13 protein-coding genes and 1 pseudogene are annotated in these 13071 nt (G+C 36.5%); 1 reads left to right on the plus strand and 13 read right to left on the minus strand.

What is annotated here, in order from left to right:
• Nucleotides 1–128: 128 nt before the first annotated feature.
• Entirely contained in the window at nt 129–383 is a 255-nt protein-coding gene (gene ligD / locus LZD48_RS19015; RefSeq protein WP_369010251.1) for a non-homologous end-joining DNA ligase LigD, read from the plus strand.
• Between the two features lie 613 nt (nt 384–996).
• Here the strand turns inward: ligD and LZD48_RS05310 are convergent.
• From LZD48_RS05310 to LZD48_RS05370, 13 genes and pseudogenes are all read right to left on the minus strand, one after another.
• Nucleotides 997–2133 (minus strand): glycerate kinase, encoded by a 1137-nt coding sequence (locus LZD48_RS05310; RefSeq protein ID WP_235761708.1) that lies wholly within the window; start codon nt 2131–2133, stop codon nt 997–999.
• A gap of 140 nt (nt 2134–2273) precedes the next feature.
• Nucleotides 2274–2810 (minus strand): annotated as a pseudogene (locus tag LZD48_RS05315) (TRAP transporter large permease subunit); the annotation flags it as partial.
• Nucleotides 2804–2962, minus strand: coding sequence for a transposase (locus tag LZD48_RS05320; RefSeq protein WP_235761709.1), 159 nt, complete (start codon nt 2960–2962; stop codon nt 2804–2806). The pseudogene LZD48_RS05315 and the gene LZD48_RS05320, both read right to left, overlap by 7 nt.
• A gap of 79 nt (nt 2963–3041) precedes the next feature.
• Nucleotides 3042–3986 carry a ribose-phosphate diphosphokinase gene (locus LZD48_RS05325; protein ID WP_235761710.1) on the minus strand — a complete coding sequence of 315 codons (945 nt, stop codon included), beginning with the start codon at nt 3984–3986 and terminating at the stop codon, nt 3042–3044.
• A 24-nt stretch (nt 3987–4010) separates the two neighbouring features.
• Entirely contained in the window at nt 4011–4970 is a 960-nt protein-coding gene (locus LZD48_RS05330) for a 2-hydroxyacid dehydrogenase (protein ID WP_235761711.1), read from the minus strand.
• A 29-nt stretch (nt 4971–4999) separates the two neighbouring features.
• Entirely contained in the window at nt 5000–6451 is a 1452-nt protein-coding gene (locus LZD48_RS05335; protein ID WP_235761712.1) for a xylulokinase, read from the minus strand.
• 61 nt (nt 6452–6512) lie between these two features.
• Nucleotides 6513–7322 (minus strand): class I fructose-bisphosphate aldolase, encoded by an 810-nt coding sequence (locus LZD48_RS05340; protein WP_235761713.1) that lies wholly within the window; start codon nt 7320–7322, stop codon nt 6513–6515.
• 15 nt (nt 7323–7337) lie between these two features.
• On the minus strand, nt 7338–8384 hold the full coding sequence (locus LZD48_RS05345) for a zinc-dependent dehydrogenase (protein ID WP_235761714.1): 1047 nt from the start codon (nt 8382–8384) through the stop codon (nt 7338–7340).
• A gap of 145 nt (nt 8385–8529) precedes the next feature.
• The gene (locus tag LZD48_RS05350; RefSeq protein ID WP_235761715.1) at nt 8530–9807 is read right to left on the minus strand and encodes a TRAP transporter large permease; all 1278 of its coding nucleotides are present in this window, start codon (nt 9805–9807) and stop codon (nt 8530–8532) included.
• Nucleotides 9808–9820: 13 nt separating this feature from the next.
• On the minus strand, nt 9821–10312 hold the full coding sequence (locus LZD48_RS05355; RefSeq protein WP_235761716.1) for a TRAP transporter small permease: 492 nt from the start codon (nt 10310–10312) through the stop codon (nt 9821–9823).
• 165 nt (nt 10313–10477) lie between these two features.
• Complete coding sequence (locus LZD48_RS05360; protein ID WP_235761717.1) at nt 10478–11506, minus strand: DctP family TRAP transporter solute-binding subunit; 1029 nt, start codon at nt 11504–11506, stop codon at nt 10478–10480.
• 180 nt (nt 11507–11686) lie between these two features.
• Nucleotides 11687–12553, minus strand: coding sequence for a MurR/RpiR family transcriptional regulator (locus LZD48_RS05365; RefSeq protein ID WP_235761718.1), 867 nt, complete (start codon nt 12551–12553; stop codon nt 11687–11689).
• Between the two features lie 156 nt (nt 12554–12709).
• A complete protein-coding gene (locus LZD48_RS05370; RefSeq protein ID WP_235761719.1) occupies nt 12710–12931 on the minus strand; it encodes a hypothetical protein in 222 nt (73 codons plus the stop codon).
• Nucleotides 12932–13071: the final 140 nt, after the last annotated feature.

Genomic DNA, 13071 nt, shown 5'->3' on the forward strand with positions numbered 1-13071 from the left:
ATATGGAATTTTATAATGAAGAACGATACCAAACGAAATTAAACAGCCTAACACCGTTAGAATATCGGTACCAGGCTGCGGCATAGATTTTTATTTTTTTACTGTCCACTTGACAGGGCGCAGTTCATATTGATTACGTTCCGCATCGTAAAGACAAAACATTGATAGCTCTCTACTCGCCGCGGCAGACAAAAGAAGGAACGGTTTCAGCACCATTATTTTGGCATGAAGTGAACGAAGACTTGACACCCGCTTCCTTTACGATCGGAAACATGGTAGAACGCGTGCAATCATTCGAATGTCCTTTTGAGAGATATTTTGAGGTGGGGAATAAGCAGGATATGAGCAAGTTATTAGAAATGGTGAAAGGTAGGGACCCATAATAAAGTGAAACTTCACTACTTTGGCTCTGGGCTTTGGGCTTTGGGCTCTGACCCCAGAGTCCATTCGATCGATTAGAACCACTCTATTCAACCGAATGAAAGCGTCACGTTTGGCGAGTAATAGAATATTGCGGTTAGCCCCTAATTCCGCGATAGTTAGTGCCCAGAATCTGACGCCAAATCCATAAATTCAAGAAGTGACAGTGAACGCCCCCTGCAACTTTACGAATAAACCTTGCTTAACCCCTTTATTTATTGTTGTCCCATCAATGATAAAGAGTGTTTCCAATGCTTTACATATCTTTAATAAGGTGTCAACTTTAGGACTAGTTAACCCAGCTTCAATTCACCCAATCGTAATTTCGGGTGGTGACAGGCACTCGGAAAATGGTAAATAGGTCCAGAGCTAATTTTTGATAGTTTTACTTAAGGTCGGTCTTTTTTGCTTGAAATGAACACTTGACTAATTCTCCATTATACGTTGACCCCAATATCCTAAAAACTAGGACATTTTTCATTACGCCTAGCTTTTAATATATTTTCATCTGATAATATCGACATATTTCGAGTTGACACAGCACCCGTAGTATTATAGAACTTGTAGACAATCAGCCTATGTCCATGCCAACAACCTAGCAACATTTCTCGCCGTGGACTCTAGATTTTCAGGACCTTTTGCCAATGCTTCGTCCAACGCACAGGAACCCTCAGTAATACTGAAAACTGCATCAATACCGGCTTCATAAATCAATTCATAGTCTTTACCCAGGGTGCCACAAAAGGCAATTACTTTTTTCACACCTTGACTTTTCGCGGCTTGTGCTACACCAACTGGGGTTTTCCCATAAATCGATTGTGCATCTATTTTTCCCTCTCCTGTGATTACTAGATCTGCTCCAGTTACTCGTTTATAAAAGTCTGTCTCTTTCAAGACAATCTCCACACCTTTCTCAAGAAGGGCATCGAAACAGTGAAGCAAGCCTGCGCCAAGTCCTCCAGCTGCGCCTGCACCTGGAATGTCTTTCACGTCTCTACCTGTTACTCTAGCAAGCACGTTATGATAATTGGCCAATCCTTTGTCCAATTGCTCAACCATTTCCTCAGTTGCCCCTTTTTGAGGTCCATAAACCGCACTTGCACCATGTTTGCCTAAAAGTGGATTATCGACGTCACAGGCAACTATAATTTCAGTCTGTTCTATTCGTGAATCAAAATTTGCTAAGTTGATGTCTATCAAATCTACTAAAGTTCCACCGCCACGATTTGATGATTGGGAATCACGATAAATAAACTCCCCACCAAGTGCCTCAATCATTCCAGCACCTCCATCATTGGTCGCACTGCCGCCGATGCCAAGAATGATTTTTTTTACTCCATGGTCAAGTGCGTCTTTTATTAATTCACCAGTCCCATATGTTGTTGTAATCAACGGATTTCTCTTTTCCGCTGGAACAAGTGCGAGTCCGGACGCTTCAGCCATTTCTATAACCGCTAGTGATTGATCTCCAGATAAGGCGTATGTCGCCCTTACTTTTTCACCGAGTGGGCCGGTAACAACCTTTTCATACAGACTTCCGTGTAAGGCATCCATTAAAGACTCGATTGTCCCTTCTCCGCCATCCGCCATCGGAATGATATCTATGTCTAATGACTCACCAAAAACAGACCGGAAACCTAGTTTAATTGCTTCCGCAGCTTGTTTTGCTGTCATACTCTCTTTAAATGAGTCTGGTGCCATTACAATTTTCATTTGTACACATCCCCCCTGACATAATAGTCTTCATATAACACCGTATACAATGATAGATTTGATAGCCCTAAGCCGGATTACCTTGAAAATAACCATGATACCTGCCTATCGTTAAGAACGATTTAGATAGGCAAGGCATATTAATTTGATAGCAAACCAAATAAGTTAGGTAGCCATAGAGAGAGTTGGGGAATAAACGTAACTAATAAAAGCGCAACAATAATAGCTCCGTAAAACGGCAATAGTGGTTTTATAACATCTTCAATCTCAATTTTTGCTACGCTTACCCCAGCAAATAATGCACTTCCTACAGGCGGGGTAATATTACCAACACATAAGTTCATAACTAACATAATTCCAAAATGTATTGTATCCATTCCAAGATTGGATACAATCGGAAGAAAAATAGGTGTAAATCTCAATAGAGCTGGAGTTATATCCATAAATGTTCCAATAAACAGTAAAAATATATTTATCAATAATAGAATAAGTATTGGATTCGAAGTTATTCCTAATAGTGCTTCACTAATCATCTGTGGAATACCCGTAAATGACATTATCCATGACATAACACCAGAAGCGGCTACTAAAAGCACTATCATACATGTTAACACCACCGCTTCCATGAATATTCCAAGCTGAATACCGCCCATAACAATGACAATTAGCATTAAACTGTAACGGGGCGTGAGGCTGACCCCATAGCTTTAATGACATTGGATCTGACTCCACAGCCCCTAGCTGTTTCAGAGACTTTTCGGCCTTTTTCTTCTATCAGTTTTACTGCATATATTTTAAATTCTTTGTCATAACTTTTTTGTTTTTCCATTTAAAACACTCCGATCTAGTCGCTAGGATTCTATTATGCAAACTCAATTCGGTGTGTCCAATTTTTAGTCTAACATCAATTAATCAAACAATTCACTTACAGATACTTTATTATGAATTCGAAGCAGAGCCTCCGCAAGTAAAGGGGCTATCGATAAAACTTTAATTTTATCAATTCTTTTATCTTCAGTGAGATATATAGAGTTTGTAACTACTAGCTCTTTAATCTTGGAATTTTTTATTCTATCAATGGCCGGCCCCGATAATACCGGATGTGTACAACATGCATATACCTCTAAACAACCGTTTTCAGCTACTGCTTTTGCCGCTGCTGTCAAGGTTCCAGCAGTATCGATTATATCATCAATTATAATCGCCCGCTTTCCTTCAATATCACCTACAATGTTCATTACATCCGCAACATTGGGTTCTGGACGACGTTTGTCAATAAATGCTATCGGCACATCCATGAGGTTTGCTATTCTTCTTGCGCGACTAATCCCTCCATTATCGGGAGCAACTATTACAACATTCTCCAGTTCTTTTTCTATAAAATATTCGGATAATATATTAGTACTTAGAAGCTGGTCTACTGGTATATCAAAAAATCCTTGTATTTGTGGCGCATGTAAATCCATTGCAATTACACGATGTGCTCCAGATGTTTCTAATAAATCTGCAACCAGCTTTGCGGTAATTGGTTCACGTGAACGTGCCTTACGATCCTGACGTGCATAACCATAATATGGTATTAAAACATTAATAGTTTTTGCTGATGCTCTTTTTAATGCATCAACCATAATTATTAATTCCATTAAATGTTCATTAGTAGGGTCTGAAGTAGACTGAACGACGTAAACATCCCTACCGCGAACACTTTCCTCAATATTAATCTGAATTTCGCCGTCACTAAAGCGACCTACGGAACATTTTCCTAATTGCACTCCCAAAATTTCAGCAATCTCCTGTGCAAGTGGTTTATTTGAATTTAATGCAAATATTCTAAGTTCGGAATCATAACTCATTCTCTAAATCCTCCAATTGTAAGACTAATTCACTGCTGTTAGCGGACTTTCTCCAGTTAAAACTCTCTGAAGATTTTCCACTACTAAGTTTGCCATTTTTAATCTTGTCCCTTTACTAGCGCTACCAATATGTGGCAATGTGATCACATTTGGTAAATTTAGTAAAGGATAATCTACACTTACTGGCTCTTTTTCAAACACATCTAATCCAGCAGCCCAAATTTGCTTATTTTTAAGAGCATGGTATAGAGCAACTTCGTCCACAATTCCACCCCTAGCAGTATTGATGAGAATAGAAGAGTTTTTCATCATTTCTATTTCCTTTTCTCCAATTAAGTGGTGTACTTCTAAACTATATGGTATTAATACGCAAACGAAATCTGATTCCTTTAGTAATGTGCTTAAATCAGTAAATTCCATTTCATATTTACTTTCAAGTTCGGGTTTTCTAGAGCGATTATGATAGATAATATTCATATTAAAACCCCTTGCACGTTTTACCACAGCTTGTGCAATTCTACCCATTCCAATCATTCCAAGAGTTGCACCATAAATATCTTGTCCAGTTAATTGCATCGGTGACCAAGTTTTCCATTTTCCTTCTCGTAAATAATCAGAAGCTTCGACAAGTCGTCTAGCGGTTGCCATAATTAAAGCAAATGTTAAATCAGCAGTTGTTTCTGTTAGTACACCAGGGGTATTTGTGACTCGAATACCTCTTTTGGTCGCCTCATTTACATCAATATTATTAAAACCTACCGCCATACTTGCAACAACTTTTAATTTATTAGCATGCATAAATAACTCTTTATCAATATCTTCTGTTAACAAGCAAAATAAACCGTCCACTTCTTTTACTTCCCTTAGTAGCACTTCACGAGGAACAGGAGTGTCTTCATTCCATATAGAAACCTCGCTAAAAGTTTTCAACTTAGTAATTACAGATTCCGGTAATTTTCGAGTAACATATATTTTGGGCTTCAAGGCTAAACACCTCTTTTATATATATTTAATTATTTTGCTATAATTTGAAAAAAATCCTTCATTGCTGGGTATAATAAATTAAATTTGTAATATAAATCATCATATTTTACAAACGTTGATTCCTCTGGAATTACGTGGGAGACTGTTTTATTTTTAACAATATCCAAGTTATCAAAAAAACCTATTGATTTTCCAGCAATTAAACATGATCCGTAAACCCCAGTTTCGGATACTTCCTTAATTTCAATTTCCTTCTTTAACACATTCGCTTTAATTTGTGCCCATATTTTATTTTTTGAACCACCACCTATAGATGGAAACGTTTCTAACTGTAAATCATATTTTTTTTCGATAATCTCGTATAATTGTCTTAAACCAAAAGCAGCACCTTCATATATAGCGCGTAACATATCAGCTTTTGATGAAGTCAATTGTAATCCTGCAAAAACCCCACGTGCGTTTGGATCCCAAATTGGACTTCTTTCCCCTAACATATAGGGCAAAAAGAAAACACCATTAGATCCTATTTCTGACTCATTTGGTAATTTTTCTAGTATAGAGATGGATTTTTCATTTTCTAAAAAGTTTCTATAGAACCAATCAACTGATGCACCTGGCGTAGACATCGCCCCATGGGATAACCATTGCCCTTTCCATATATAGCACCTATTTAAAAATCGTCTGTCCATTTGTCCTGGGTCGTCAGTGCAAACTGTTAACACGTTAGAGGTTCCCACCGATTCAAACATTTGGCTCGGCTTTAATCCCAATGAAAAGCTTGAGCATGCCGTATCCGCTGCTCCAGCAACAACTGGAATCCCTTTGAAGTTACCAATAATTTCAAACGGCGAGACTACTTCAGGTAAAATACTTTTACTTACACCTAATAGTTCACAAATTTCATCCGACCATTTATATTCAATCACATTGTAAAGTCCTGTATACGAAGCCTGGGTCCAGTCCATTACAAATTCACCAGTAAGCTTATAAAGAATATATGTAGATAAGTTGCCCCATTTATCAGTGTTATTGTATATCTCAGGCTGATTTGCTTTCATCCATAAAAGAGAAGTAACCGTGTACATTCCCGGTTCTAAACGATTACGGGTTATATCAAATATATATTCGTCACTAAGCGTTTCTCGTACATGTTTAGCCTGTGTTATACTCCTTCGATCTAAGTAGATAATCCCATTACTTAATGTTTTTCCTCGAGCATCCAGGTGAACCGAAGAATTACAGAAGGTGGAGAGTGAAATAGCGTCCACTACTCCACTAATTTCACTCACCTTTTTTATCATTTCTTCAATAATTGTTTTCACTTTTTTCCAGATAACCGGAAAGTTAAGTTCTACCCAACCACTCTCGGGATATAAAAGAGAATATGATTGTTTAATAAAGAAAGTAAGGTTTGCCTCTTTATCAACCGCCCCTACTTTAATTCCACTCGTTCCAATGTCAATACCGATGATATGAGACATACTTTGTCACCTTCTTACTTATTATATAAACTCTTGTTCCCTTAAGTTTTGTGAAATATCTTTAAGCTTCATTTAATAAATGTTCATGGAGCTCTACCGCTTCCTTCACCGTACCATGATTATGAATAATATGCTTGAAGGCCTTTACTATAGCTGTAGGATTCGGACGATTCCATACAATTCGTCCAAAAGTAATACCAGTGCCGCCAGCATCAATTACATCGTAAACCATCTTAAAATAATCCTCTACATTATTTCCAATATCTCCCCCTGCACAAACAACTCTGGCAGGAGTAGATGAAACTACTTTATGGAATGTTTCAGGATCTCCAGTATATTTTGTTTTAACGATATCTACACCTAGTTCAGCTCCGGTACGTACTGCATAAGCGGTATTTCTCCAGTTGTCTCTCTCTTCTTCAGGAATTAAGTTTCCACGCGGGTAAATATGTGCAATTACCGGCAAACCTTTCGCATGTGCTTCTCCGGAAAGTTTGGACAAATTGAATAGTTGTTCTGGTTGATCTTCTCCACCAACAATAGCCCCCATAGAAATTGCATCAGCACCATGACGAATTGCTTCTTCGACCGTTGCAGTTTGAACATCGGAATTAGGTTGAAATGGAGAAAATGTAGATGCTTTAAAAATTAAACTGGTTTTACCTGCATGTTGATGAAAGCAAGAATCTGCAATCCCTTTATGCATTGTCATGGCATCAGGGCCACCTTCAACAATTTCACTAATCTTCCGATCAATTGGCATTAACTCATCAAAAACTCCACGAGCAGTTGCTTGGTCAACTGCTACAGCTAAAAGACGACCATCTTCATTTAGTAGACGATTTAAGCGAATTTGTTTACCCAATAACATAATTTACCACTCCCATTATTGTTGTTTTATATGAATAATTGACTTCATCCCAATTCCATTACGTACCGATTCAATAGCTTCCTGAATTGTGTCTAACGTAAATCCAGTTGTTGTAATAATTTCTGTATTAATTTTTCCTGAGTCAATTAAAGATAATGCCTCACGGAAGTAAGAGCGCTTTAAGGAAGAGGTGCCGTTAAGAGTAATTTCATCATAGTGAATGATATTTGGGTCAATTTCAGATAGTACACCTTTAGTAAATCCCGCAAAAAGATTTAATACTCCACCCTTCTTTAATAAACCGAGTGAACCATTTGTTAATTGCGGAACGCCAATTGCCATTATAACTATATCTGCTCCTAACTGGTCAGTTGAATCTAATACAATGTCACTCAACGACTCTTCTTCTGGATTTACAACAATATCTGCACCAGCAATCTTTGCCTTTTCACGACGATGTTCAATCAATTCACTTAAAATTACTGTTTTTGCCCCAGATATTTTAGCTAACTGTACATGTAAAAGACCAATAGGTCCTCCACCAATAATAACAACAACGTCATCCATTTTTACACTTGCTTTCTTAATACCATTTATACAACAAGCCAATGGCTCTGCAATAACTGCTTCTTCAAATGTAATATGATCAGGTATTTTTAAAATGTTTTTGGATTGAAGTGCCGTTTTAGGTATACGGACATATTCAGCGAAGCCTCCATCATACTCATACCCAATAGCAGTGCGATTTGCACAAACATTTTCCATATCATTTTGGCAATAATAGCAATGTCCACACGGAATAACAGGGGCTACCCCTACTCTATCACCCATTTCAAAATCTTTGATATTCCGACCTATTTTAGCAACAGTTCCAACCAACTCATGTCCGATAATTGAAGGAGTTCGAACCCCTTTTGTCTTTTTTCCTTGATATATTCTGACATCAGTGCCACAGACAGCAGCCATATCTACTTTAACTAATATTTCGTTTTCAGTAATTTCTGGTGTTTTTACATCTTCTAATCTAATATCATTTGGTCCATAAAATACTGCTGCTTTCATATTCATATCCCCCTTCATTTTGTAGTAAAATTCCTTCATTAAAAACATTATACACTTGATGGTAATTTCCTTCAAGCATTTATTGATTTATTTGAAATAAAATTCACAAATATGTTTTTGTTCCTGTTGGAAATACTTTTGTTTACTATATTCCGAACCATTCCAAAGGCGCTGTTATTAGTTGTGGGATGAAAATGAAAACTAACATAATAAGGAATGTTAATATAATCCAACGGAGAGTAGTCTCTGAAACTTGCTCTACCGAAAGTCCTGTTACGCTACTAGCTGTATATAAAACTACCCCAACTGGTGGAGTAATTAGTCCAAATGAAAGGAGCATGACCATAAAAATCACAAAAAATATAGGATCGATACCTGCGGCAGTGACTGTTGGCATTAATATTGGAGTAAGTAGAAAAATAGCTGCAGTGGCATCCATAAACATACCAACAATAATTAAGAATACAAAAATAAGCAACAATATAATAGTTGGGTTTTCACTAAAATTAGTAATTCCAGTAGCAATACGAGTTGGTAAACCATCATATTCAAAAATCCAACTTGCAGGTTGAGCTGTTACCGCTATAAATAAAATTGTACCTGTCATATTTGTAGTTCTTAAAAACATGTTTGGTAGCTGTTTAAGGGAAATTTCTTTATAAATAAATAATGTTACAATTAATGTGTAAAATACAGCAACAGCTGCTGCTTCCGTAGGTGTGAATAAACCACTGACAATTCCACCAATTAATATAACCGGAGCAAGCAAAGCGGGTATTGCTTTTACAAACTCTTTACCCAATACATTCAACTCAAACTTAACTGGCGCTCCAATATCATGTTTTTTACAGTAAAAGTAATTATATATCATATAAATCATAGCTAAAATGATACCTGGAATTAATCCACCGATTAAAGCAGTACCTACCGATACCCCGGCGGTTGAAGCAGCTACCACCATTAATATACTTGGTGGAATTACAGATGCTAGCATGGAAGAAATTAAGGTTATGCCTGTAGAGTAGCTTAGTGAATAACCATTTCTTGTCATAGCATTAATTGTCATACGACCTGTACTTGCTACGTCTGCTATGGACGATCCTGCCATACCAGCAAATATTAAACTTGCAAATACATTCACATGACCTAGTCCTCCACGCATCCAGCCGACAGCACTTTTTGCAAAATCAAAAATTCGTGTAGCGATTCCACCCTCGTCCATAATAATTCCAGCTAATATGAACAGGGGAACCGCGACCATTACAAAACTATTCATAGAACTATACATGGACTGTATAACAATACTTAAGGGGACATCAGTAAAGAGCAAAATAGTCAAAACAACAGAAATACCAAGCGAGGCAGCTATCGGTATTCCTATGAACAATAGAATAAAAAATAATATCAATAGAAAAATAGACAACTTTATTCACCCCTTAAATTAAATCACGATGATAAATTAAAGATTGGATAGTATTTATAATCCCAAGTGTTGCTGAAATTGGAATGCTGATTCCAATAATCCACATTGGGATCAATAACACAGAACTAGTCTCATTCATATTAATTTGCTGCCTTACTAGGTCTACCCCATATATAACCATGAACAACAGGAATCCTATAGTTGCTACGGCATAAATCCATCTCCCTAAACGTTTCACTGTTTCCGGCATGATATTAAGCAGGAAGGTTACCCGTGGTGATTCCGCTTTTCGAAAACCAATTCCTACTCCAATAAAAATCATCCAAATAAAAATATATCGAGTCATTTCTTCTGTCCAAGGTGCAGAAGTCCCTATTAATCTTCCAAACACCTGAATAATGACTACAACAAAAAGCATTACGGAAATTATTCCAGCAACAAAATCACTTGTTTTATTTAAATGTCTAAAAATTGTAGCATACTGTTTATTCTGATTTCCATCCATATTTTTATCCCCCTACATGAATCTAACTAATACAACGTCTCTTAGCTACAAATTTTTTCAATCATAAAAGAATATTTAAAACTAAATTCTTTACGGTATGTTAGAAAAGGAGTAGTCTCCATAATGATTCCATATTAGAATATGGAGACTACTGTGGTATTTTAATTACTCGTCTTTTCCGACAAATTCAAGGATTTGATTAAAGAACTCATCATTTTTTACTAATTTTTTAAAAGTTGGATAAGCTTCTTGGGAGACTTTCACAAACTCTTCTTGTTGTTCAGAAGTTATTTCATTTATTTCAATCCCCTGTGCAACAAGCTCTTCAATTATTCTTTCTGCATTTGAAGCATCGTTATCTACTTTCCATTCTTGGACTTCTTCTGTTGCTTCTCTTAAGATTTGTTGTTGTTCCTCAGTCAAATTACTAAACTTATCTTCATTAACGCCAACAACCCATGCTTCAGCCATATGATTAGAGATAGTTAAGTAATCCTGAACTTCATGTATGTTCGAAGATAAAATCACCCCTAATGGGTTTTCTTGTCCATCAATGGTACCTAGTTGAAGTGCGTTGTATACTTCGCTAAAATCCATTGGAGTAGTTGCTGTTCCAGCACCTCCAAAGAACTCTACCCATAGAGGGTTATTTGGCACTCGTAACTTAACCCCATCTAAATCTTCAGGTTCTGTAATAGGACCTAAAGAATTAGTAATCTGTCTAAATTCGCGTGACCATAAACCTAACCCTTCAATACCTAATTCATCCTTCGTATTTTTTAGCAGTTCCTCGGCAAGGTCACTATTTAAGAAGGAGGTAAATTGATCTGCGCCATCAAATAAATAAGGAATACTAATCGCATTAAATTTAGGTTCAAAGTTTGCGTATAAAGATGTGGACAGCACTAACATGTCTAAACTTCCTTCACCTAGTTGCTTAACAGCTGCCGAAGCATCTCCGCCATATAAGGTTCCATTTGGATGAACAGAAATTTCAATCGATCCTTCACTTTTTTCTTCTACAACTTTTGCAAATTCATTTGCCGCTTCCGTTATAGGTGAAGATTCTGGGTCAGGTGTTGCTAATCTAAAAGAAACAGTATCCCTGCCTTGCTCCCCACTTGTTGTTTGACCACAGGCGACTAACATTAGTGTCAAAATCACGAATAATGTTACATTGAAAACTTTCTTCATAATGTTTCCCCCCATTTTTTAATATTGCACTCGAATGACAGCGCTTTCTTCAAAGTCCAAATAAAAACCCTGTTTAAAATTACAGGTTTTTATCTGAGAATATTTTTTCATTATATACATAGTATCATTAGTGGGAATTTTCTTCAACACTTTTTCAAAAAAATAAAAGTTATTTTTATATTAGATTTTCTTTTCAATAGTGGAGTTTCTTGTTTTTTGTAAATTATCATAATAATTTTCATAGTCATTCATTGCCAAAACTGCTACCAATACATCAATAATGGTTAATTGAGCGATTCTAGAAGAAATAGCATCAGTTCGGAACAAGGTTTCCTTAGATGCGGTATGTAACAATATATCCGATACTTGGGTAATCGGTGACTTAGATGAATTAGTAATACAAATTACTGTTGCGCCAGCTTTTTTAGCCAATTTCATAGCATGGAGGACATCTCTGTTTGCCCCCGTATGCGATATACCTATCACTACATCGTCCTTACTTAACACACTGGCAGACATCGACTGTAAGACTGCATCACTATAAGCATATGTTTTCATTCCCATTTTTAATAACTTATGCTGAGCATCTATTGCAACTGCACCAGATCCACCTGTCCCATAAAATTCAACTATTCTTGCCTTAGCAATCGCCTCTACCGCACGCAGAATTTCATCATCACTGCAAACTTCTAATGAATCATATAATGCTTGAATATTTGATTGAAATATCTTTTTCTTGATAGTAAGTGCATCATCCTCTTTTTCAATCACTTCATGAATTTGTTTTTCAGGAGAAATAACATCTCTTGCTAAATGAATTTTTAAGTCTTGAAACCCCTTATAACCTAATCTCTTACATAAACGAACAACAGAGGATTCACTAGTATCACTCCGTTCAGCTACTTCTGTAATTGAAAGGTGAATAATTTCTTCGGGATTCTCTTCTATAAAGCTCACCACCTTTTTCTCCGCCCCCCTTAGCTTTGGGTAAGAAGCTTCTATTCGAGCAAAGAAACCTGGGTTTTTATTTACTTTCAATTCTTCCATATAAACTCCTCCTTATTTTATAATAAATTTAACATTGTTTTAGTAAACTTTGCAATTTTTATCTATAAGCAACTAAGTGTAACCGATTCACTGGTCGTTTTTTTAAATAATGGTTTATCACTAAATGGAAAAGGAACCATAACTATATCTTACCTTTTAAAGGTCATTATAAGCGTCATCCTTTTCGTTATCCCAAGCTTCTTTAAGCGATTCGTAAACAATTCCATCATATAAGTCATCTTCTTCCTGACTTAAAAACTGCCCAAATTTTTCTTTGATACACATAACCCGGTCAACGTAAATCTGTTGTTCTTCTTCAGAAAGAGATTTAATCAGGTTATCGAACTCATGAAGAATATCTTTTTTTAGAGCAGCCATAAATGGACACCTCGCAATTTAAGTTTTCTTTATTATATCATTTCCAATTAACTAAAAAAACTACATAGTGCACGGTCTGACCCCAATTCCCCAAGAAATTTATTGAAAAATAAAATTAAGAGGATTTGCAGTACTTCCCA

The sequence above is a fragment of the Oceanobacillus alkalisoli genome, assembly GCF_021556485.1.
Taxonomy (GTDB): Bacteria; Bacillota; Bacilli; order Bacillales; family Amphibacillaceae; genus Oceanobacillus; species Oceanobacillus alkalisoli.

What these genes read in the sequence shown, in the direction of transcription:
- LZD48_RS05340 (WP_235761713.1), bottom strand. Translation starts at nt 7,322, where the DNA reads ATGTTATTGGGTAAACAAATTCGCTTAAATCGTCTACTAAATGAAGAT.
- LZD48_RS05310 (WP_235761708.1), bottom strand. Translation starts at nt 2,133, where the DNA reads ATGAAAATTGTAATGGCACCAGACTCATTTAAAGAGAGTATGACAGCA.
- LZD48_RS05370 (WP_235761719.1), bottom strand. Translation starts at nt 12,931, where the DNA reads ATGGCTGCTCTAAAAAAAGATATTCTTCATGAGTTCGATAACCTGATT.
- LZD48_RS05360 (WP_235761717.1), bottom strand. Translation starts at nt 11,506, where the DNA reads ATGAAGAAAGTTTTCAATGTAACATTATTCGTGATTTTGACACTAATG.
- LZD48_RS05335 (WP_235761712.1), bottom strand. Translation starts at nt 6,451, where the DNA reads ATGTCTCATATCATCGGTATTGACATTGGAACGAGTGGAATTAAAGTA.
- LZD48_RS05365 (WP_235761718.1), bottom strand. Translation starts at nt 12,553, where the DNA reads ATGGAAGAATTGAAAGTAAATAAAAACCCAGGTTTCTTTGCTCGAATA.
- LZD48_RS05355 (WP_235761716.1), bottom strand. Translation starts at nt 10,312, where the DNA reads ATGGATGGAAATCAGAATAAACAGTATGCTACAATTTTTAGACATTTA.
- LZD48_RS05345 (WP_235761714.1), bottom strand. Translation starts at nt 8,384, where the DNA reads ATGAAAGCAGCAGTATTTTATGGACCAAATGATATTAGATTAGAAGAT.
- LZD48_RS05320 (WP_235761709.1), bottom strand. Translation starts at nt 2,962, where the DNA reads ATGGAAAAACAAAAAAGTTATGACAAAGAATTTAAAATATATGCAGTA.
- LZD48_RS05325 (WP_235761710.1), bottom strand. Translation starts at nt 3,986, where the DNA reads ATGAGTTATGATTCCGAACTTAGAATATTTGCATTAAATTCAAATAAA.